General features: G+C 66.6%; 19 protein-coding genes and 1 tRNA gene. 14 read left to right on the top strand and 6 right to left on the bottom strand.

Annotated elements, in window-relative coordinates:
• From ACX3O0_RS14485 to pstB, 6 genes are all read left to right on the top strand, one after another.
• The gene (locus tag ACX3O0_RS14485; protein ID WP_459108180.1) at positions 1-1,491 is read left to right on the top strand and encodes a leucine-rich repeat domain-containing protein; all 1,491 of its coding nucleotides are present in this window, start codon (positions 1-3) and stop codon (positions 1,489-1,491) included.
• A gap of 27 nt (positions 1,492-1,518) precedes the next feature.
• Positions 1,519-2,601, top strand: coding sequence for a phosphate ABC transporter substrate-binding protein PstS (locus ACX3O0_RS14480; protein WP_459108179.1), 1,083 nt, complete (start codon positions 1,519-1,521; stop codon positions 2,599-2,601).
• Between the two features lie 396 nt (positions 2,602-2,997).
• Positions 2,998-4,089 (top strand): phosphate ABC transporter substrate-binding protein PstS, encoded by a 1,092-nt coding sequence (locus ACX3O0_RS14475; protein ID WP_459108489.1) that lies wholly within the window; start codon positions 2,998-3,000, stop codon positions 4,087-4,089.
• A 136-nt stretch (positions 4,090-4,225) separates the two neighbouring features.
• Positions 4,226-5,173 (top strand): phosphate ABC transporter permease subunit PstC, encoded by a 948-nt coding sequence (gene pstC / locus ACX3O0_RS14470; RefSeq protein ID WP_459093066.1) that lies wholly within the window; start codon positions 4,226-4,228, stop codon positions 5,171-5,173.
• On the top strand, positions 5,173-6,267 hold the full coding sequence (pstA, locus tag ACX3O0_RS14465) for a phosphate ABC transporter permease PstA (protein ID WP_459093065.1): 1,095 nt from the start codon (positions 5,173-5,175) through the stop codon (positions 6,265-6,267). Before pstC ends, pstA begins: the two co-directional genes overlap by 1 nt.
• A 12-nt stretch (positions 6,268-6,279) precedes the next feature.
• Entirely contained in the window at positions 6,280-7,059 is a 780-nt protein-coding gene (gene pstB, locus ACX3O0_RS14460; protein WP_459093064.1) for a phosphate ABC transporter ATP-binding protein PstB, read from the top strand.
• 316 nt (positions 7,060-7,375) lie between these two features.
• Here pstB and ACX3O0_RS14455 read toward each other — a convergent pair whose 3' ends face one another.
• Both ACX3O0_RS14455 and ACX3O0_RS14450 read right to left on the bottom strand, forming a co-directional pair.
• Entirely contained in the window at positions 7,376-8,005 is a 630-nt protein-coding gene (locus ACX3O0_RS14455; RefSeq protein ID WP_459093063.1) for a DNA-directed RNA polymerase subunit beta, read from the bottom strand.
• Between the two features lie 29 nt (positions 8,006-8,034).
• The gene (locus tag ACX3O0_RS14450) at positions 8,035-8,928 is read right to left on the bottom strand and encodes a LysR family transcriptional regulator (protein ID WP_459093062.1); all 894 of its coding nucleotides are present in this window, start codon (positions 8,926-8,928) and stop codon (positions 8,035-8,037) included.
• Positions 8,929-9,040: 112 nt separating this feature from the next.
• Between ACX3O0_RS14450 and ACX3O0_RS14445 the strand changes: the two genes are divergently transcribed.
• From ACX3O0_RS14445 to ACX3O0_RS14415, 7 genes are all read left to right on the top strand, one after another.
• Positions 9,041-10,636: an ABC transporter substrate-binding protein gene (locus tag ACX3O0_RS14445; protein ID WP_459108178.1), complete on the top strand. Its 1,596-nt coding sequence runs from the start codon at positions 9,041-9,043 to the stop codon at positions 10,634-10,636.
• Positions 10,637-10,699: 63 nt separating this feature from the next.
• Positions 10,700-11,716, top strand: coding sequence for an ABC transporter permease (locus ACX3O0_RS14440; RefSeq protein WP_459093060.1), 1,017 nt, complete (start codon positions 10,700-10,702; stop codon positions 11,714-11,716).
• Positions 11,713-12,612: an ABC transporter permease gene (locus ACX3O0_RS14435; RefSeq protein ID WP_459108177.1), complete on the top strand. Its 900-nt coding sequence runs from the start codon at positions 11,713-11,715 to the stop codon at positions 12,610-12,612. Before ACX3O0_RS14440 ends, ACX3O0_RS14435 begins: the two co-directional genes overlap by 4 nt.
• Positions 12,609-13,571 carry an ABC transporter ATP-binding protein gene (locus tag ACX3O0_RS14430; RefSeq protein WP_459093058.1) on the top strand — a complete coding sequence of 321 codons (963 nt, stop codon included), beginning with the start codon at positions 12,609-12,611 and terminating at the stop codon, positions 13,569-13,571. The genes ACX3O0_RS14435 and ACX3O0_RS14430 overlap by 4 nt, the downstream gene beginning before the upstream one ends.
• Entirely contained in the window at positions 13,568-14,395 is an 828-nt protein-coding gene (locus tag ACX3O0_RS14425; protein ID WP_459108176.1) for an ATP-binding cassette domain-containing protein, read from the top strand. Before ACX3O0_RS14430 ends, ACX3O0_RS14425 begins: the two co-directional genes overlap by 4 nt.
• A complete protein-coding gene (locus tag ACX3O0_RS14420) occupies positions 14,392-15,567 on the top strand; it encodes a serine hydrolase domain-containing protein (protein ID WP_459108175.1) in 1,176 nt (391 codons plus the stop codon). The genes ACX3O0_RS14425 and ACX3O0_RS14420 overlap by 4 nt, the downstream gene beginning before the upstream one ends.
• 54 nt (positions 15,568-15,621) lie before the next feature.
• Positions 15,622-15,694: transfer RNA gene (locus ACX3O0_RS14415), tRNA-Lys, on the top strand.
• Between the two features lie 30 nt (positions 15,695-15,724).
• Here ACX3O0_RS14415 and idi read toward each other — a convergent pair.
• Together idi and ACX3O0_RS14405 are read right to left on the bottom strand one after the other, a co-directional pair.
• Positions 15,725-16,255: an isopentenyl-diphosphate Delta-isomerase gene (gene idi / locus ACX3O0_RS14410; protein WP_459108174.1), complete on the bottom strand. Its 531-nt coding sequence runs from the start codon at positions 16,253-16,255 to the stop codon at positions 15,725-15,727.
• 43 nt (positions 16,256-16,298) lie between these two features.
• Positions 16,299-17,594 (bottom strand): aspartate aminotransferase family protein, encoded by a 1,296-nt coding sequence (locus ACX3O0_RS14405; RefSeq protein ID WP_459108173.1) that lies wholly within the window; start codon positions 17,592-17,594, stop codon positions 16,299-16,301.
• A 98-nt stretch (positions 17,595-17,692) separates the two neighbouring features.
• On the opposite strand from ACX3O0_RS14405, the gene ACX3O0_RS14400 reads away from it, so the two are divergent.
• Positions 17,693-18,628: a LysR family transcriptional regulator gene (locus ACX3O0_RS14400; protein ID WP_459108172.1), complete on the top strand. Its 936-nt coding sequence runs from the start codon at positions 17,693-17,695 to the stop codon at positions 18,626-18,628.
• Here ACX3O0_RS14400 and ACX3O0_RS14395 read toward each other — a convergent pair.
• Together ACX3O0_RS14395 and ACX3O0_RS14390 are read right to left on the bottom strand one after the other, a co-directional pair.
• Positions 18,589-19,647: a VIT1/CCC1 transporter family protein gene (locus ACX3O0_RS14395; protein WP_459093052.1), complete on the bottom strand. Its 1,059-nt coding sequence runs from the start codon at positions 19,645-19,647 to the stop codon at positions 18,589-18,591. The genes ACX3O0_RS14400 and ACX3O0_RS14395 overlap by 40 nt on opposite strands.
• Positions 19,640-20,572, bottom strand: a complete 933-nt coding sequence (locus ACX3O0_RS14390) for an aldose 1-epimerase family protein (RefSeq protein WP_459108171.1) — start codon at positions 20,570-20,572, stop codon at positions 19,640-19,642. The genes ACX3O0_RS14395 and ACX3O0_RS14390 overlap by 8 nt, the downstream gene beginning before the upstream one ends.
• Positions 20,573-20,596 lie beyond the last annotated feature (24 nt).

The raw sequence follows: 20,596 nt of genomic DNA, 5'->3' as shown, positions 1-20,596 counted from the left end.
ATGCCCACCACAAGGGATTCCCACCTTCATGCCCACGTCGCACGAGCTGCCCGTGCGGCAGTCGTCCTCCTGGCAGGGCTCCTGGTGGCGGTCGCAACCGTCCTCACGGCGCCACCCGCCTTCGCCGCAACAGTCACCGAGGGCGGGATGACCTTCGTGACGGACGATGCCGCCCGCACCGCGACCGTCACCGACTTCGACGACTCCGTGACCGTCCTGGTCATCCCCGACACCATTACCCACGCGGGATCGGATTACGTCGTCACCGCCATCGGAGACCGCGCGTTCATCTATGCACCCCTCACCTCCGTGACGATCCCCGACTCGGTTTCAACCATCGGAGGCAATGCATTCTCCTACACAGCCCTCACCTCCGTCACGATCGGCAGCTCCGTCACCACCATCGGCCACCACTCGTTCTTCGACACATACCTCAACTCGGTCACGATCCCCGACTCCGTCACCACCATCGGAGACTTCGCGTTCTCCGGCACAGCCCTCACCACCGCCACCATCGGCAACTCCGTCACCACCATCGGCAGGTATGCGTTCGCAAACGCACGGTTCGCCTCCATCGTGATCCCGGACTCCGTCACCTCTGTCGGAGACTTCGCGTTCTCCAACACATCCCTCACCTCGGTCTCCATCCCAGACTCCATCACCACCATCGGAGACTTCGCGTTCTCCGGCACATCCCTCACCACCGTCACCATCCCGAACTCCATCACCACCATCGGCCACTATGTGTTCTCCAACACATCGCTCACCACCGTCACCATCCCGAACTCCATCACCAGCATCGGAGACGGCGCGTTCTCCAGCACACCACTCACCACCGTCACCATCCCGAACTCGGTCACCACCATCGGATACCGTGCGTTCGCGGGTACACGCCTCACCACGGTCACGATCCCAGGTTCCGTAACCTCCATCGGCGCGGAGGCCTTCTACCTGAGCTCGCTGACATCCCCGGTATTCCAGGGAGCGCCGCCGTCAACGCTCACGGCCAACGGGGTGAACGGCTCGCTGGGGACCAACCCGGCGCTGGTCGTGTATTACCCGAGCCGGTTCGCTGCCGGCTACGCACCCGGCGGCGCGATCACCTGGCAGGGTTACACCACCGCCCCCGGGGCGACGCTCGGCTTCGACACGGGCGGACACGGCGACCCGATCGACAGTGTGACAATCGTCCCGGCAACCACTGCTGCGCCGCCAACCGCACCGACCAGAATCGGATACACCTTCACCGGATGGTTCACCACCAGCACCGGAGCCACCCCGTTCGATTTCACCGCCCCTCTCGCCGCCGACGCCACCGCGTTCGCCGGCTGGGTTGCCCTCCCGGCCTCCCCCACCACACCCGCGGCCACCCTGCCTCCGACCGGGGCCGACTTCACACCTGTCGTACTCGCCGGCACCTTGCTCCTCTTGCTCGGAACTCTGCTGATGGTCGGCCGTCGCGCCATCGCGCCTAGGAACGAATCAGAATAGGCCGAGCCACGCTGTTAGCCTGAGTGCGTGAAGTTCCAGCGTGGTGGCCGCCTGACCGTGGCGTGTGTGGCGGCAACCCTGCTGCTGACATCCTGCGCCGTCAACGAACTGAATCTTCCCCCCGGATCAGACCTCAGCGGCACTGTTGTGGGCGGCGGGGCGTCGTCACAACAGGCCGCCCAGGAGGCCTGGGTTGCCGGGTTCCAGTCATTGCACCCGAACGCGACGGTCGAGTACGACCCCGCCGGTTCAGGTGCCGGTCGCGACATGTTCATCGCCGGCGGCGCATCCTTCGCAGGCTCCGACCGGGCCTTCACCGATGAGGAGCTGGCCGAGAAGGAGTTCAGGGCCTGCGCGACCGGAAGCAGCATCATCGAGCTGCCGACCTATATCGCGCCCATCGTCATCGTCTTCCAAATCGACGGGGTCGACGAGTTGAAGCTCGACCCGGAGACGATCGCCAGGATCTTCTCCGGCGACATCGACCGCTGGAACGACGACACCATCGCTGAGCAGAACCGGAACACGGAGCTCCCGGACATGGCGATCACGCCCGTGCACCGCTCCGACGAGTCGGGCACCACGGAGAACTTCACCGACTACCTGGCCGCGGCAGCACCGGATGTCTGGGGCTACGAACCGCACGGAACCTGGCCGTTCGAGGGCGGCGAGGCCGCGCAGGGCACCTCCGGTGTTGTCGACACCGTGCGCAACGGCTCGGGCACTGTCGCCTACGTCGACGCATCACGCGCGGGCGACCTCGGTGTCGTCTCGGTGAAGGTCGGCGGCGAGTACGTTCCATACTCGGCGGAGGCGGCATCCGCCATCGTCGACGCCTCACCGATTTCCGAGGGCCGCGCCCCCGGCGACCTGGCGATCGAGATCGACCGCACCACCACACAGGCCGGCGTCTACCCGATCGTGCTGATCAGCTACCTGATCGGTTGCGCGGAGTACGCCGACCCTACCCAGGCGGAACTGGTCAGCGAGTACTTCACGTACGTCATCAGCGACGACGCGCAGGCCCTGGCGGCCGAGTACGCGGGTTCGGCCCCCATCTCCCCCACTCTGCAACAGAAGGCCGAAGAGGCCGTAGCCCTCATCAAATAGCAAAGACCCTAGTAACCGTCCTCGACCAGCTAACGCTGCTCGTGGGGGTTTCGACAGGCTCAACCAGCGGAGCTTGAGCGCTTCGCCAGTCGCGAGCCGCGCTGCCTGCCCCTCCGGCAAACCCGAGCCGGCGGCTGGGTGTGGGTGGTTTGCGGGGTGTCGAGTTTTGAACGATTGGGGCGGACACGCTTTTCGTCCGCCCCAATCGTTCAATGTTTGAGCTGAGGAGCAAGCGGCCCATTCCCAGACGCAACACCCGCTGAGGGTTGGCCACTCGTTAACCTCCCGTTCACCAACCGGGTCGAGTGTTGTTAACCCGAGTTCCTACGGTGTCCCCATGGGGCTGCACCAGCCCCATGACCACAATCACATTCCCTCGAAAGGAACCCTGTGAAGATCACCACCAAGCGTTGGGGCGCCATCGCTGCGATTGCCGTTGTCGGCACGCTGGCTCTCTCCTCCTGTGCAGCCAATGAGGGGACCGCCTCGGCGGACGACTCCACCAGCACGCTTTCCGGCACCCTGGTCGGCGGCGGCGCATCGTCGATGGCCACGGCCCAGGAGGCGTGGGTTGCCGCGTTCCAGACCGCCAACCCCGCTGTGACCGTCGAGTACGACCCCACCGGCTCCGGCACGGGCCGCGACAACTTCATCGCCGGCGCCAACGTGTTCACCGGCACCGACCGCGCGTTCAACGACGAGGAGCTGGCCGAGGACAACTTCGCCGGTTGCGTTCCGGGCTCCCCGATCGTCCAGATCCCGGCCTACATCTCCCCGATCGCGGTCATCTTCAACCTCGAGGGTGTGTCCACTCTGAACCTGGATGCGGCCACCATCGCCGGAATCTTCAAGGGTGACATCACCACCTGGAGCGACGAGGCGATCGTCTCCCAGAACGAGGGCGTTGAACTGCCGGATGCCGCGATCACCGCTGTTCACCGCGCCGACGAGTCGGGCACCACGGAGAACTTCGTCGAGTACCTGAGCGCCGCGGCCCCCGAAGTCTGGGACGCCGAGGTCAGTGGTGACTGGGCTTACGAGGGTGGCGAGGCCGCTCAGGGCACCTCCGGTGTTGTTGACGCCGTCACCGGTGGAACCGGCACCATCGGCTACGCGGATGCTTCTCGCGCCGGCGACCTCGGAGTCGTCTCCGTGAAGGTCGGCGACGAGTACGTGCCGTACTCGTCAGAGGCCGCTGCGGCAATCGTCGACGCGTCCCCGATGGTCGAGGGACGCGACGCGGTTGACCTCACCATCGAGCTGGACCGCACCTCAGAGGCCGAGGGTGTCTACCCGATCGTCCTGATCAGCTACCTGGTCGCATGCTCCGAGTACGCCGACGCTGAGGCCGCCGAACTGACCAAGGCATACTTCGACTACGTGATCAGCGACGAGGGCCAGGCCACCGCTGCTGACGCTGCTGGTATCGCACCGATCTCCGCCTCGCTGTTCGAGAAGGCGAAGGCTGCGGTCGACAGCATCAAGTAATATCGCTCACGGCCTGCCCGGTGCCCCCTCGTGTTGTGCGTGGGTGTAGCACCGGGCAGACTGGGGTTGTGACAGTGTTCGCAGCCCGCACCCTGAGTTTCTCCGCACCATCCACACCCCAGGGGACTACGAACTGATGACCACGCCGGCCACGGCCCCGCGCATCCGGGCGAAGCAGCGCCTCGGTGACCGGATCTTCTCCAGCACCGCGCTGACTGCCGGCGGGCTGATCCTCGCCATCCTGGCTGCTGTCGCCGCTTTCCTGCTGGTGGAGAGCATCCCGGCCATCACAGCCGACCCGAACGATGTCAACATCCTCGACGGGGAACCGTTCTGGTCGTATGTCGCCCCTCTCGTGTTCGGCACCTTGTGGGCATCCGCGCTCGCCCTGCTGATGGCCGTTCCGGTGTCGATCGGCATTGCCCTGTTCATCTCGCACTACGCACCCAGGCGCCTCGCGCAGGGACTCGGATACATCATCGACCTGCTCGCCGCCGTTCCGTCAGTGGTTTTCGGCCTCTGGGGCGGCAACGTGCTGGCGCCGGCCGTGCAGCCGGCCTACACCTGGCTGACCGAGAACCTGGGCTGGATCCCGTTCTTCGCCCCGCCGGCATCCGGAACCGGCCGCACCATCCTCACCGCCGCCATCGTGCTCGCCGTCATGGTCCTGCCGATCATCACCGCCCTCAGCCGGGAAGTGTTCCTCCAGACGCCGGTGCTGCACGAGGAGGCCGCGCTGGCACTCGGCGCCACGCGCTGGGAGATGATCCGAACTGCCGTACTGCCGTTCGGTCGTCCGGGGATCGTCTCCGCCTCGATGCTGGGCCTCGGCCGTGCGCTCGGGGAGACGATGGCCGTCGCCATGGTGCTCTCCGCATCCGGCGGCATCACCTTCGCTGTGCTCACCTCCTCCAACCCGGGCACCATCGCAGCCAACATCGCCCTGCGCTTCCCAGAGGCGTTCGGGCTGAACATCAACCTGCTGATCGCGACCGGCCTCATCCTGTTCGCCATCACACTCATCGTCAACATGATCGCGCGCTGGATCCTGGCCCGCCGCAAAGAATTCTCGGGAGCCAACTGATGACGAGAATCACGGCAACCGATTCGCCGGAGACCACGGACTTCCCGAACCCGTACTCCGCCGGGCTCCTGGGCAGGCACACACCGCTCTACGTTCTCCTCAGCGCCCTCGCCGTCTCGGCCATCGTCTTTTGGTTGTTCCAGCAGGCGGAAGCTTCCGACTTCAACGTCTTCGGGATGCTGCTGGTGGCGGCCATCCTGTACACGGTCATCATCTACTTCTACTCACTGCTGATCGAAGGCTCACGCAGGGCGAAGGACCGGCTGGTCACCGCCCTGGTCGGCGGCGCGTTCATGCTCGCCCTCCTGCCACTGGTCTCCCTGCTCATCACGGTGGTCACCAACGGTCTCGCCCGTTTCGACCTCGAGTTCTTCACCTACTCGATGCGCAACATCGTCGGCGATGGTGGCGGCATCGTCCACGCAATGGTCGGCACCCTGCTGATGACGCTGACGGCCACCCTCATCTCGGTGCCGATCGGGTTGATGACCGCGATCTACCTGGTCGAGTACGGCCGTGGTCCGCTCGCCCGCTCGATCACCTTCTTCGTCGACGTGATGACCGGCATCCCGTCGATCGTCGCCGGCCTGTTCGCCTACTCGGTGTTCGCGCTGTTCTTCGGGCCGGGGGTCAAGCTGGGAATCGCGGGCGCCATCTCGCTCTCGGTGCTGATGATCCCGATCGTGGTTCGCTCCTGCGAGGACATGCTCAAGCTGGTGCCCAACGAGCTGCGCGAGGCGGCTTACGCGCTGGGTGTCCCGAAGTGGCTGACCGTTCTCAAGGTGGTGCTGCCGACATCCATCGCCGGAATCATGACCGGTGTCACGCTCGCCATCGCCCGCGTCATCGGCGAGACAGCCCCGCTGCTGGTCGCGGCCGGGTTCACCAACAACCTCAACTACAACCTGTTCGAGGGCCGGATGCAGAGCCTGCCCGTCCTGGTCTACAACCAGTACGTCAGCCAGGGCGCCGTGCCGCAGGACTACCTGAACCGAGCCTGGGCGGGCGCCCTAACGCTCATCCTGATCGTCATGGCGCTCAACCTCGCCGCCCGCCTCATCGCCCGGTACTTCTCGCCCAAGCTGGGCCGATAGCTAAGGAAACCCGTGTCAAAACGTATCGAAGTGCGCGACCTCGACGTCTACTACAGCAAGTTCAAGGCGGTCGAAGGCATCACGCTGAACATCGAGCCGCGCAGTGTGACGGCGTTCATCGGGCCGTCCGGGTGCGGCAAGTCGACCTTCATCCGCACCCTGAACCGGATGCACGAAGTCATCCCCGGCGCCTACGTGGACGGCGAAGTTCTCATCGACGGCAGCGACCTGTACGCGCCGGGCGTCGACCCGGTGCTGGTGCGCCGCCAGGTCGGCATGGTGTTCCAGCGGCCGAACCCGTTCCCCACCATGTCGATCCGCGAGAACGTGCTGGCCGGCGTGAAGCTCAACAACCGGAAAATCTCCAGGAGCGACGCGGATGACCTGGTCGAGAAATCGCTGCAGGGCGCCAACCTCTGGAACGAGGTCAAGGACCGCCTCGACCGGCCCGGATCGGGGCTGTCCGGCGGGCAGCAGCAGCGTCTCTGCATCGCGCGAGCCATCGCTGTGTCCCCTCAGGTGATTCTGATGGACGAGCCGTGCTCAGCGCTCGACCCGATCTCCACCCTCGCCATCGAGGACCTCATCGAGGAGCTCAAGACCGAGTACACGATCGTCATCGTCACCCACAACATGCAGCAGGCGTCGCGGGTGTCCGACCGAACCGCGTTCTTCAACATCGCGGGTACCGGCAAACCGGGCAAGCTCATCGAGTACGACGACACCAACAAGATCTTCTCGAACCCGTCAGTGCAGGCCACGGAGGATTACGTCTCGGGCAAGTTCGGGTAGTTCCGCCGCCGTCGGCAGCCTCGAGCGACCGCCGCTTCCCCGACCACGACCCCGTTTGTTATCAATGAGCCCGTTGTAGCGGCCTCATTGATAACAAACAGGCTCATGGTTGCGCTGATGCGTGGAGTCCGGGGATTGGGAGACGGTTGTGTGCCGGGTCGCGGAACGCCTCTCGGCGCGAGGCCGCTCGTAGCGGCGAATATTGGAGCCCGGGGTTACCGCGACCCGACCTGACCAACCTTAACCTACGCATCCTGAGTCGCGAGCCCGGTTCGCCAGTAGCGCACGGATGCGCGGTCGAGCGTGTCGGGACGGATCAGTCGAGCGAGCCGGCCCGCCAGAGCTTCGCGCAGGCAGCCAGCTCGCCGGCCATATGCGACAGGCGGAGTGCCTTCGTGGTCAGCGCCGTGGCTCGTTCCGGGGACGCGACTTCGACGTCATCGGCGACACTGGTTGCGCCCAGACTGGTCAGTCGGCAGAAGGCGGCGGCTCGTTCCAGAGCCACGGCGAAGTCGCCCTGGAACAGCCCGCGGAGGATCTCGTCGGCCAGCGCGGTGATCTCGGCGGGGCCCGTCGGCGACGTCGCACCGGCAACCACGGCGTCGATGTTGGACACAACCTCGGTGCCCCGCTGGTAGAGGAAGCTCGACTGCTCGGCGTCCTGCCGGGTCAGGGCGCGCAGGAGGTAGATGCTCCACAGTGCGCCCGGCAGGCTGTGCGGGCTCGCCCGCGACCACAGTTCCGCGATCGCATCGATGCCGTTCTCGTCGGTGTACGTCACCAGCCGCTCGACGATTTCGGCGTCGGGCTGCTCCCGCACACGTCCGAGCAACGCACCTGCCGTCTCGTGGGCAATGCGGCTGATGTGTGCGGGGTCTTCGCCGCCGATGATGCTCTCGAACATGGAGCCCGAGAACAGGGTCGGCTTGTGAAACTCGTCAGTCATCCGCTCAAGCCTAAGCCTGGCGCGTGGGGTCAGCGCATCCCGCGGGTTTGCGGGTAGAGATCGGCGATGAATGCTTCGAGCTCATCGAGGCAGTTCTGGATCAGTCCGGTGGCGTAGTGCCGTTCGTCCCAGACCCCGTACAGGGTGATGACCAGCTCGCCGGTCGGCGATGCGATGGGCACCGTGACCAGGTCGAAGCGGGAGTCGTCCGACAGCACGCAGATTCCTCGGCCCGCAGCGGCGAGAGCTTGCGCGAGTGAAGGGGACTCGGTCTCGATGGATGCCGTGAAGGTCAGGCCGGCCCGGCTCGCGGCGGCATCGAACATCTGCCGCACCCCATGTGAGCGACTCATCATGATGAGTGGCTGCTCGACGAGTTCGGTGATCGGGATGCTCGCACGGCCGGCCCACGGGTGGTCTGCCCGCACCTGCGCCCAGAGGAAGGCGTGCCCGATCACGCGGCTGCCCAGCTCCGCCGGCGGGATGCGCGTGCCCACCGTGAAGTCAGCCTCACCAGTGTCGATGGTGTCGTAAACCTGTTCGGGGACCCGCTCGACGACGTTGCCGATGATCCCATCGGGACCGACGGATGCGACGAACGGCGAGATGATGTCGGCGACGGTTGTCGGGGCGGATGCGACGGTGAGGGATGCGACGGTGCCCCGAGCGAAGGCGCGGGCTGCCGAGCGGGCTCGGCCGGCACGCGCCAGCAGGTCCTCGGCGACGGGGAGGAATGCGCGGCCGGCTGGTGTGAGGGTGAGTCCGCGCGCCGATCGGTCGAATACCGGGAAGCCGAGGTCCTGCTCGAGCCGACGGATTTGCCTGCTGAGCGATGGTTGCGCGACGTGGACTCGAGCCGCCGTGGCGTGCAGTGAACCGGTCTCTGCGGCCACCTGGAAGTACTGCAGAAGTCGTAAGTCCATGTGATACCTCCGAGGCATCGGTTTAGCCAATATTGGGTATTAGCATGTTATTACCAACCGCGGATAGTCTTGCCGGAATTCGCCGCTCCGGCGACTCATGATGGAGGCAAACATGGCACTGACACAAGCGCGCAGACGTGGCGCTCTGACTTTCACGGGCGCCGCTGTAGCCGGTGTGATCGCTCTATCCGGCTGTACCGCATCCGGACCCGCCGCAACCGACACCTCAGTTCTCACTGTCGCAGCATCGGCTGCCGTGACGACGTGGGATCCGGTTCGCTCATTCTCGACGGAAGCCCTGTACCTGGGCAACGTCTACGAACCGCTGCTCTGGAAGAACGCGGAAGGCTCAGAAGAAGAGTTCACCCCCGGCATCGCCGAATCCTGGTCCGTCAGCGAAGACGGCCTCACCTGGACCTTCGATATCCGTGAAGGCGTCACCTTCCACGATGGCGAGACGGTCGACGCTGAGGCGGTCAAGGCGAGCATCGAAGCAGCCCAGGCCAACGGCGGCGCATCGTTCATCTGGGCGCCGCTGGAGAGCGTTGAGGCTCCTGACGAGACCACTGTCATCATGCACCTGAGCTACGCCGCTCCGGCAGACCTGATCGCATCATCGACCTACGGCGCCTGGATCGTCTCGCCGAAGGCACTCGAGGCCGTCGCTGCCGATGAGAGCTACTTCGAGCAGGGCATCTCCGCCGGCACCGGGCCGTACACGATCAAGTCATACACTCCGGGCGAGAAGGTCGTGCTCGAAGCATTCGACGACTACTGGAACGAGGATGCGCGGCCCGCCTACGACATCGTCGACGTCGCCATCACCGCCGATGCCGTGACCGCCCAGCAGATGTTCACCGCCGGTGAGGTCGACTTCGCCACGAACATCCCGATCGAGAACGTGACCTCGGTCGCCGACCAGGTGGGCGCGGAGGTTCGGGAGTACAACTCGCCATTCAACTTCGTCGCGCTGTTCAATACCGTGCGGCCACCCCTCGACGACCCAAAGGTTCGGCAGGCGCTGAGTTACGCCGTTCCGTACGAGGACATCATCGACGTCGGCGGCCAGGGCTACGCCAGCCAGTCGTACGCCGGGGTTCCCCGCGGAATCTTCCCGTACTCCGAAGATGTTCCGCAGTACAGCCAGGACCTCGACAAGGCAGCCGAACTGCTCGCTGAAGCCGGGCATCCGGACGGTGGATTCTCGCTCACCCTCACCTACGCATCCGAGAACGCGGCCGAAGCCCGCTTCGTGCCGCTGATCAAGGACGCATTCGCCCAGATCGGCGTCGAGGTCGAGGTTCGCGCCGAGCTGTTCAACCAGCAGTGGGAGAACGCCAAGGCCGACCCGGCCACCGCGCAGGACATGTTCGTGCTGTACTACTGGCCGACCTACTCCGACGCGGGGTCAGACAACCTGTACTCACTGTTCCACTCCAGCGATGCACCGTTCTTCAACCTCAGCTACTGGAACAATGCCGAGTACGACGCATTGATCGACGAGGCAGCGACCTACACGGCGAGCGATCGCGACCGCGCGCAGGAACTCTATGAGGAGGCGATGACGTTGCTGGTCGACCAGGCCCCCGGTGTCTTCCTCTACGACGTGCGCCTGCCATCCGTGGTACCCAGCCATCTGGAGGTGGGAGCGTACAACGAGAATTATCCGTTCACCACGTTCTTCTCGAAGATCTCGCCCGCAGAATAATCGGGTCGGGGCGGGCTGCGAAAAGCCCGCCCCATCCCCCCGAACCAACTACTAGGAGACGCAGTGCTGCGCTTCATCGCCAAGAGGGCCGGGACGGCGGTGCTCGTCATCCTCGTCCTCACGATCATCGTGTTCATCCTGACTCGCGTGATCCCCGGCGACCCCGCCGTCGTGTACGTCGGCCCCAAGGCCCCGCCTGAGGAACTCGCGCGCATCCGCGAGAAGCTCGGCTTCAACGACCCGCTCATCATCCAGTACTTCACCTATCTTCTCGGACTGGTCACCGGAGATTGGGGCAACTCTCTGGCCAGCAAGCGTCCGGTGCTGGATGAGCTGGCGACCCGGCTGCCCGCCACCCTCGAGTTGCTGTTCGTCGCGATGCTCGTCGCGGTCGTGCTGGGCATCGCCCTCGGGGTGCTGGCCGCCCGGCGCCCCGGCAAGGCACTGGATGCGAGCATCCGCTTCCTCTCGATCGGAGGTGTCTCGATCCCGGCGTTCTGGCTCGGCCTGCTGCTGCAAGTGCTGTTCGTCGGCCAGCTCGGGATCCTACCGGCCACCGGGCAGTTCAGCACCGCAATCGCCTACGCGAGCCCCATCGCCGACGTGACCGGCTTCGCCCTGTTCGACAGCCTGATCACCGGCAACTGGGTCGCGTTCCAGGACGGCCTCGCCCACCTCATCCTCCCGGCCGTCACCCTGGCCGCCTACCCGCTCGGTCTCGTCGCCCGGATGACCCGCGCCTCGATGCTCGAAGTGATGGGACAGGACTACGTGTTCACCGCATCCGCCTACGGCATCCGGGACGGGCTCATCCGCTGGAAGTTCGCACTCAAGAACGCGCTGCCGCCGACCATGACCATCATCGGCCTGGCAACCGCCTACTCGCTCACCGGCACCTTCTTCGTCGAGGTCGTCTTCAACTGGCCGGGAATCGGGCAGTTCGCCACCGCAGCGATGGTGGCCGTGGACTATCCGGCAATCATGGCCATCGCCATCCTCGGCGCCACCGGCTACCTCATCGCGAACCTGGCGGTCGACATCGTCCAGGCCCGCCTCGACCCGCGCGTGAGGATCTCATGACCGCCCAAGCGACCACCCCCGCAGCCGAGTACACCCCGGCCGGGCAGGGCTTCTTCTCGCGTGCCGTGCGGGTCATGCGCGCCGACCGTCTTGCCATGCTCGGGCTGGCGCTCATCGTGCTGGTCGTCGTGCTCGCCGCGTTCGGCGACTGGATCGCACCATTTCCGGAGCAGGGTCATGGGACAACGAACGTGGATGCCCGCCTGCTGGCCCCCAGCGCAGCACACTGGTTCGGCACTGACCAACTGGGCCGCGACATCCTGAGCCGGGTCATCATCGGTGCCCAACCGGCCTTGGTGGTCTCCATCTTCGTGGTGGCCATCGCCGCGGCGATCGGCATCCCCCTGGGGGCCATCGCCGGTTACCGGGGCGGATGGCTGGACGACCTGCTCATGCGCGTGACTGAAGTGTTCCAGTCGTTCCCACCGCTGCTGCTGGCCATGATCACGGTTGCGATCCTCGGCCCGAGCCTGCTCAACGCCGGCATCGCCCTCGCCATCAGCTGGTGGCCCTGGTACGCACGGCTCGTGCGCGCCGAGGCGCGCTCGCTCCGGGACCGGCCATTCGTCGAGGCGGCGCGGGCCACGGGCGTGCCGACCTGGCTCATCCTGCCCCGTCACATCCTGCGCAACTGCATGACCCCGATCCTGGTGCAGGGCACCGTCGACATCGGCGCGGTCGTGCTCGCGGTCGGCTCACTCGCGTTCCTCGGCCTCGGTGCCCAACCGCCGGACCCGGACTGGGGCCTCATGGTCGCCGAGGGTCGGGGCCAGATCTTCACCGCCTGGTGGATCTCCACCTTCCCCGGCCTCGCGATCTTCTTCGCCGTACTCGGGTTCAACCTCGTGGGCGATGCGCTCCGCGACCTCCTCGACCCCCGGCAGGTGAAGCGATGAACGACCTTCTCGTCATCGACGATCTCGAAGTCGAGTTCGTCGAACGCGGCCGGACCACAAACCGTCCGCTGCGCGGCATCTCGCTCGCGCTCGCACCGGGCGAAGTGCTCGGCATTGTCGGCGAGACCGGCTGCGGCAAGAGCCTCACCGGGCTCGCGGTGCTCGGCCTGCTGCCGAAGGGCGCTGTGCGCACCGGACGGATCATCATCGACGGCACGGAGCAGCACCCGGATCGCCCCGAAGCGGCACGCGGTGACGTCATCTCGATCGTGTTCCAAAATCCCGGAACAGCGTTCAACCCGGTGTTCACCCTCGGTCAGCAGATGGAGGCCGTCGTCGCCCGGCACCGCGCCATGACGGGCAGGAAAGCGCGCGAACACATTCTCGGCTACCTCGAGCAGGTGGGTCTGCCCGATGCCCAGCGCGTGTTCCGCAGCTATCCCCACGAGCTGTCCGGCGGGATGCTGCAGCGGGCGATGATCGCGATGGCGCTGCTCTGCGAACCGCGGCTGCTCATCCTCGACGAGCCGACCACCGCGCTCGACGTGACGGTCGCCAAGCAGATCCTGGAACTCATCCTGTCGCTCCGCAACCGGTTCGGCTTCGGCGTGCTTCTCATCACGCACAACCTCGGGGTCGTCAGCCAAACCTGTGACAGCGTGGCCGTCATGTACGCCGGTCGCATCATCGAGTCCGGGCCGGTCGACTCCGTGCTGAACCACCCCACACACCCGTACACGATCGGTCTGCTCGGCGCCCTGCCCGCCCGGCACCGTCCCGGCAGCCGGCTGGAGGCCATCTCGGGCGTGGTGCCCGGCAACCTGATGGCGGTGAGCGGATGCGCATTCGCCGACCGCTGCCCGCTCGTCATCGACGCCTGCCGCACCATCGATCCACAACTCATGCCGATCGCACCGCTGCATGAGGTGGCGTGCATCAGGGCGGAGGAGGAATCGTGACCGGCATTCTGGAGCTCACCGACATCGTCAAGGTATACCGCTCTCACGGGAGCGAGGTGCGGGCGGTCGACGGCGTCTCGTTCTCGGTCGAGGAGGGAACCACCTTCGGCCTCGTCGGGGAGTCGGGGTCGGGCAAGAGCACCATCGCCCGGTGTGCCCTCCGGCTGATCGAACCGACGTCGGGCACGAGCGTCGTGGACGGTGAGTCGATTCTCGAGCTGCGAGGCTCCCGCCTCCGCCGGCTGCGCGGGCGCACCGGCATGGTGTTCCAGAATCCCGTCGCCGCACTCAACCCGCGCGTCTCGGTCGCCGACTCGATCGCCGAGCCGCTGCGCACCCACACCGCCCTCCGCGGCCGAGCGCTCCAGGCACGCGTGCACGAACTGTTCGACCAGGTCGGCCTGGGTCGCGCACACGCTGATCGGCTGCCCCACCAGCTCTCCGGCGGCCAGTGCCAGCGCGTCGGCATCGCCCGGGCGATTGCGACGAACCCGCGACTGCTCGTGCTCGATGAGCCGACGAGCGCCCTGGACGTATCGGTGCAGGCACAGGTGCTCAACCTGCTGCAGGAACTGCGGCGCGAGTATCGACTCACCTACCTGCTGATCTCCCACGACCTCGACGTCGTGCGCCACATGAGTGATACCGCCGGGGTGATGCGCTCGGGTCGCCTCGTCGAGATCGGCCCGGCAACCGAGGTGCTCGTCTCGCCCCAGCACGAGTACACGAAACGCCTGCTCGAATCCATGCCGCCCACACCCGGCGCGATCATCCAGGAATTGTCCCAACCATCCCGTCCGAACGAAGAAAGTATTCACTCGTGACCCAGTCCCTCACCCCTCTCACCGACACCGGCTCCCGGGCAACCCTGGGCCTCGAGAACTGGCAGGATGCCCCGCATAACCGCTGGACGTATTCTCGCGTCAGCGAGTTCGTGCCGGCCGCGAGAATTTCCCGCCATCCGCAGGTGGCGACGGATGAGCGAGCCCGGCTCCCGCGGAAGCTGGCGGATGCCCTGCCCGACCTGGACGCCCGCCTCGCCGAGAGCTACACGGACGCGTTCCTCGTGGTCACCGACGGGAAGGTCGTCGATGAGCGGTATGCAGAAGGTTTCCAGCCGCACGACCAGCACCTGCTGATGTCGGTGTCGAAGTCGATCTGCGGGCTGGTCGTCGGCACCCTGGTCGACGAGGGCGCGCTCGACGTGAACGCGCGGGTCGAGCAGTACGTGCCGGAGCTCGCCGGAACCGGCTACGGGGATGCCACGGTGCAGCAGGTGCTCGACATGACCGTGGACGTCGAGTACGACGAGGACTACACCAACCAGAACTCGCACGTGCAGGCCCAGGACCGGGTGGCCGGGTGGCGGCCAAGCCTGCCCGGGGACCCGGCAGATACCTACGAGTTCCTCACCAGTCTCCGTTCCGGAGCTGGTGACCATGGTCGTCGTTTCCTGTACTGCTCAGCCGGCACCGATGTGCTCGCCTGGATCATCGAGAACGTGACCGGTCTGCGGTACGCCGAAGCGGTGTCGCGGCGACTCTGGTCGCGCCTCGATTGCCAGGACGAGGCATCCATCACCGTGGATGCCGGTGGTTTCGCCTTCGCGAACGGCGGCATCAGCTGCACCGCGCGCGACCTCGCCCTGGTGGGCAGGCTCATGCTGGACGGCGGCGCCGCAGGCGATCGACGCGTGGTGTCCGAGGAGTGGGTGCGCAGCAGCTGCACAGGCGGGGACTCGGCGGCGGCAGAGGGATCCGCCTACCAGCAGGTGCATGCGGACGGCGCCTACTCGAACCAGTGGTGGGTGACCAACAACGAGCGCGGCAACTTCTATGCGAGCGGAATCCACGGCCAGTTCATTTGGGCGGATCCGCAGACCAACACCGTGGTCGTGAAGTTCTCATCATGTCCTGAGCCGGTGACCGTCGCGTGGAACAAGCTGCACTCCGAGCTCTTCATGGATGTGTGCCAGGCAGTCGAGGGACTGCGTTAGGCCAGCCGCGCCCGATTCTGCAGACGCTGGAAATCACGCTAGATTTAACGCCGCGGGCCTCTAGCTCAGTTGGTAGAGCATCGGACTTTTAATCCGCGGGTCGCCGGTTCGAGCCCGGCGGGGCCCACCGTGTCGTTGTGTTTTCCTGCTGATCCCGTTAGCGGTACTCGACCGGGCCCCACCCGGCCACCTGCAGTCGAAGCCAGGGGCTGAACGCGAACGGGGCCGCCAGGACGGCGGCCGCCAGCTGGACAGGCTCCACCCAGGCATAGTCGACCACTTCGCTGTCGCGAGGGTTGAGTTCACCGCTGATCTCGGCCCTGTACACCGGGCAGATCTCGTTCTCGACGACCCCGGACGCGTCCACGGCGCGGTAACGAAAATCAGGAAGCACGGGGACAACATCCTGAACTGTGGCACCCAGCTCATACAGCGCCCGACGGGAGATGGCCTCCTCTAACGATTCATCGGGTGCCGGATGCCCGCAGAAACTGTTCGTCCAGACGCCCGGCCAGGTGCGCTTGCTCAATGCGCGTCGAGTGACCAGCACCTCGCCGTTGTCCCTGAACAGATGACAGGAGAACGCCAGGTGCAGCGGCGTGTCAGCCGTGTGAACCTCCGCCTTGGCAGCGGTACCCAGGCGCAGCCCGTCCTCGGAGAGCAGCACGACCAGTTCAGGCGCATCCATAGCAGCCAGTGTGGCGCATCCGGATGACAAAACGCCCCTGAGACTAGCGGAGGACCACCTTCAGCGACTCCTCGAGGATGTCCACGCCGGCATGCAACTCCGCCTCGCTGATGGTGAGCGGTGGCGCGATGCGGAAAATGCCGCCCATGCCAGGCAATTGCACGATGTTCAGGTGGAGGCCCCTCTCGAGGCAGGCCGACGTGACAGCCTGGCCCATCGCATCCGCCGGCTCCTTGCTCACCTTGTCCTTCACCAGTTCGATGCCCTGGAGGAGGCCGCGACCGCGCACATCCCCGACCACCTCGTAACGATCGCGGAGGCCGTGCAGTCGCTCGGTGAGCTCGGCGCCCAGTCGCGCTGCCCGCTCGACAAGCGCCTCGCGTTCGATGACGCGCAGCACGGTGAGGGCGACGGACGCGGCCAGCGGGTCTGAGACGTGCGTCGTGTAGAAGAGGAAACCGCGGTCGTGGCAGGTCTGCTCGATCTCGGCGCTTGTGACGACTGCCGCCACCGGCAGTCCGGCCCCCAGCGTCTTCGACAGGGTCAGGATGTCCGGGGTGACGCCGTCTCGCTGGAAGGCGTACATGGTTCCGGTGCGGGCGAGCCCGGTCTGCGCCTCATCGAGGATGAGCAGCATCCCGCGCTGCTCGCACAGCTCCTTGAGGCGGCGGAGGTAGCCGGTCGGCAACTCGATGATTCCGCCGGAGGAGAGGATCGGTTCGATGATGCAGGCGGCCAGGCTGCCGGAGGACTGCTGGTCGACGAGGGCGAAACCGTAGTCGAGCTCCGCCGCCCAGTCGTATGAGCCATCTGCCGTGCGGAACGGCGACCGATAGGCGTTCGGCGTCGGCAGGGCGAGGTTGCCGGGGGCCGGCGGACCGTACCCGCGCCGGCCGGCCGAGAAGGTGGCGGATGCCGCGCCCTGCGTCATGCCGTGCCACGAGCGGTCGAAGGAGACCACCTCATAGCGGCCGGTGGCCAGCTTGGCCATCTTGATCGCGGCCTCGTTGGCCTCGGCGCCCGTGGTGAGCAGCAGCGTCTTACTCAACGGTGCAGGCACCGTGTCCGAAAGCTTCTCGGCCAGTTCGATCACCGGAGCGCTGAGCATTCCACTGTAGAGGTGGTCGAGCGACGCGATCACCGACGAGACCGTCGCCACGATCTCCGGATGCGAGTGGCCGAGGATGGCGCTCATCTGCCCCGAGGTGAAGTCGAGGATCGGCCGATCCTGGCTGTCGAAGACGTACGACCCGGCGGCGCGCGTGATGATGCGCGGGCTGAATTCGGCCCCGTAGCGAATCAGGTGAGCCTCCGCCTTGCCCCACAACTCTGCGTCCACTGCCGCCCCTTCCCTCTGGTCCATTCTCGGGTGGACGGAAGCGATGCCACAAGCAAACAAAAACCGATGACCGTTCGCAATTGCCGTACGGTGGATGGATGCTCAACCCACGGCGCCTCGAGATCCTCCGCGCGGTAGTCGCAGCCGGGTCGATCAACAAGGCGGCGCGAAACCTCAGCTACTCCCCCGCGACGATCAGCCAGCACATGACCGCGCTGGCGAAAGAAACCGGACTGGTGCTGTTCGAGAAGCAAGGCCGCGGCATCGTCGCCACCGACGCAGCCAGGCACCTGGCGGACCAGGCGCACTCGCTGCTCGCCGACTTCGGGCGCCTCGAGCGAGTCGTCGCCGACCTCCGCGGCGGCCAGGAACAGCACCTGGCGATCGCCTGCTTCGCCTCGGCCGCCGAACAGTGGATACCGGGACTGGTCCAGTCCGTCCGGCTGCTCCAGCCGAACCTCACCGTCGAGGTCAGCCTCAACGAACCCGTGGACGGTCGCGGTCGCCGCCAACCCGACCTGGACATCCGCACCGAACCGGTGGGAAGCATCGAAGTGCAACTCGACGGTTACCAACGGCATGAGCTGCTGGTCGAAGAACTCGTCGCAGTTCTCCCAGCCACCCACCCGCTCGCACAGGGAAGCGAGATCGCACTCCTGGATCTCGAGCACGAGCCGTGGGTGGACCACGACATCTACGACAGCCCGATCGGGCAGATCGTGCTGGGCGCCTGCCGGGCGGCCGGATTCACTCCGCGTTATGCCGCCCGGCTGGATGACCACCGGACGGCCCTTCGACTGGTGGCGGCGGGAATCGGAGTCACCGTCCTCCCCCGGCTGGCGTCAGTCGACCTCCCCGCCGGGCTGGTCGCAAAGCCGGTGAGCGGCCCGCGGGTGCTGCGGCGCATCGTCGTACACGCCCGCCAGGGGCAACGCCACAGCGACCTCATCGACTACGCGGTGGCGCAACTCCGCCACCGCGTCATCGTGCCGAGTCAGACGCCGACGGCGCCGAGCGTCAGGCCGAGCAGGTAGGTGACGGCCGCCGCGCCGTAGCCGATCGCGAGCTGGCGCAGCGCCCGGCGGAGCGGCGGTCCACCCGACAGCAGCCCGACCACGGCGCCGGTGGAGAGCAGCGCAACGCCGACAATCAACGCCGAGACGACCACAGCCGCAAGCCCTTGCAGCCCGAACAGGTACGGCAGCACGGGGAGCAGGGCACCGGATGCGAAGAAGCAGAAGCTGGACGCGGCGGCACCCAGGGCAGACCCGATCTCCTCGTGCTGGTTGATCGCCGACAACTCCCCGGTCGGGTCGGCCTGGAGGTTGCCGATGGTCCGCCGGGCCTTGGCCTCGGCATCCGCCTCCGACATCCCGCGAGCGCGGTAGACGAGGGCCAGCTCGTTGGCGTTCACGTCGAGGTTCGGCAGCGCGGCATCCGCTCCCGGGTTCGGGTTCGACGCCTCGAGAAGCTCACGCTGCGAGCGCACCGACACGAACTCCCCCGCCGCCATCGACAGAGCGCCGGCCAGCAGGCCGGCAATACCGGTGGCGAGGATGACCGGGGTGGCCACACCGGTCGCCCCGATTCCCATCACCAGGGCGAGGTTCGACACCAGGCCGTCATTGGCGCCGAAGACGGCGGCGCGGAAGGTTCCGGAGAGTCGGGCGCGGCCGCGGGCGGCCAACCCGCGCACCACCTCCTCGTGGATCTGCTCGTCGGCGGCCATCTGCCTGGTGGCGTCCTCATCCGCCTCATACGGCGAGCGGGCCTCGGCGCGCTGCGCGAGCGCGAGCACGAAAACGGAACCGAACCGGCGGGCCAGCCATCCGAGCATCCGGGTGCGGATGTCACCGCGCCTCGGCTTGCCGACCTGGTCACCGAGCAGGGCGATCCAGTGGTCCTCGTGGCGGCGCTCCGCCTCGGCGAGCGCCAACAGGATCTCCCGCTCCTCACCGGTGCGCCGGCTCGCCAGGTCGCGGTACACCGCTGCCTCAGCGCGTTCATCGGCCAGGTACTGGCGCCAGCGCCGTACCTGTTTCGCGTCAGGCACGCGGACCGCCAGTGCGGATGCCCCACGACAGCGTCCACGTCTCGTCCGGCTCCAGCCAGCGCAGCCCGTCCCCGGAGTTCAACGCGTTCGGCGGCGCGGTCATCGGCTCGATCGCCACCGCCAGGCCCTTACCATTTTCGCGTTCGAAGGCCGGCGCGGTGAACACCTGCGCGTACCCGAAGGCGGCCTCCTGCCAGAGCTCCACCCAGCGTCCGTCCGTGGCCGTCAGGCGGTGCCGCGCCACCCCATCGGTCATACGCACGTCGCCGAACGCGGTGTCGAGGGTGAGGTCGCCGACGCGTCGCCCACCGCTCAGGTCGTAGTCGGTTCCGGCAACCGGATGCTCCCCGACCGGGTTCTGCCTGGCATCCGTCTCGAACCAGGTGGCAGCCGGCACCGCGATGGTGAGGTCTTCGATCGGGGCGTCGCCGACCCGCAGGAAAGGGTGCGCTCCGACCGCGACCGGAGCCACAGCATCCGACCGGTTGCGGATGCTGTGGGTCACCAGCAGGCCGTCAGCCTGCACCTCGTAGCGCACGCTGGTCTCGAGCAGGAACGGGTAACCGTGCTGCGGGAACACGGTGGCGGCAAGGGTCACGGAGGCGTCGCTGCGCTCGGCGACCCGGTAGGAGGTGTTGCGCAGCAGGCCGTGAATGGCGTTGCCCAGTTTCGGCTCGGTCACGTCGAGCTGCTGTTCTTCCCCGTTCAGCCGCCAGAGGCCGTCGCGCACCCGATTCGGCCACGGGACCAGCACGATGCCGTTGCCGAACGACGGCTTCGCCCTCTCGGGGAACGGCTCGGTCAGGTGCATGCCGTCCACCGTGAGGGTGCGGATGCCCGCGGCCAGCTCGGTGACGATCGCCGTCGTCGTGGTGGCTTCCCAGGTTCCGGCCAGCTGGAACTGCTCCCCGGTTGGCGCATGCATGACCCCAGCTTAAGCGGTCCGGTC

This window comes from Homoserinimonas sp. A447 (assembly GCF_054489325.1).
This window is presented reverse-complemented; position numbering and strand designations above follow the sequence as displayed.

Coding starts and splice junctions, on each gene's coding strand:
- ACX3O0_RS14485 (WP_459108180.1), top strand. CDS start 1: ATGCCCACCACAAGGGATTCCCACCTTCATGCCCACGTCGCACGAGCT.
- ACX3O0_RS14390 (WP_459108171.1), bottom strand. CDS start 20,572: ATGCATGCGCCAACCGGGGAGCAGTTCCAGCTGGCCGGAACCTGGGAA.
- idi (WP_459108174.1), bottom strand. CDS start 16,255: ATGGATGCGCCTGAACTGGTCGTGCTGCTCTCCGAGGACGGGCTGCGC.
- pstC (WP_459093066.1), top strand. CDS start 4,226: ATGACCACGCCGGCCACGGCCCCGCGCATCCGGGCGAAGCAGCGCCTC.
- ACX3O0_RS14455 (WP_459093063.1), bottom strand. CDS start 8,005: ATGACTGACGAGTTTCACAAGCCGACCCTGTTCTCGGGCTCCATGTTC.
- ACX3O0_RS14400 (WP_459108172.1), top strand. CDS start 17,693: ATGCTCAACCCACGGCGCCTCGAGATCCTCCGCGCGGTAGTCGCAGCC.
- ACX3O0_RS14450 (WP_459093062.1), bottom strand. CDS start 8,928: ATGGACTTACGACTTCTGCAGTACTTCCAGGTGGCCGCAGAGACCGGT.
- ACX3O0_RS14435 (WP_459108177.1), top strand. CDS start 11,713: ATGACCGCCCAAGCGACCACCCCCGCAGCCGAGTACACCCCGGCCGGG.
- pstA (WP_459093065.1), top strand. CDS start 5,173: ATGACGAGAATCACGGCAACCGATTCGCCGGAGACCACGGACTTCCCG.
- ACX3O0_RS14445 (WP_459108178.1), top strand. CDS start 9,041: ATGGCACTGACACAAGCGCGCAGACGTGGCGCTCTGACTTTCACGGGC.
- ACX3O0_RS14430 (WP_459093058.1), top strand. CDS start 12,609: ATGAACGACCTTCTCGTCATCGACGATCTCGAAGTCGAGTTCGTCGAA.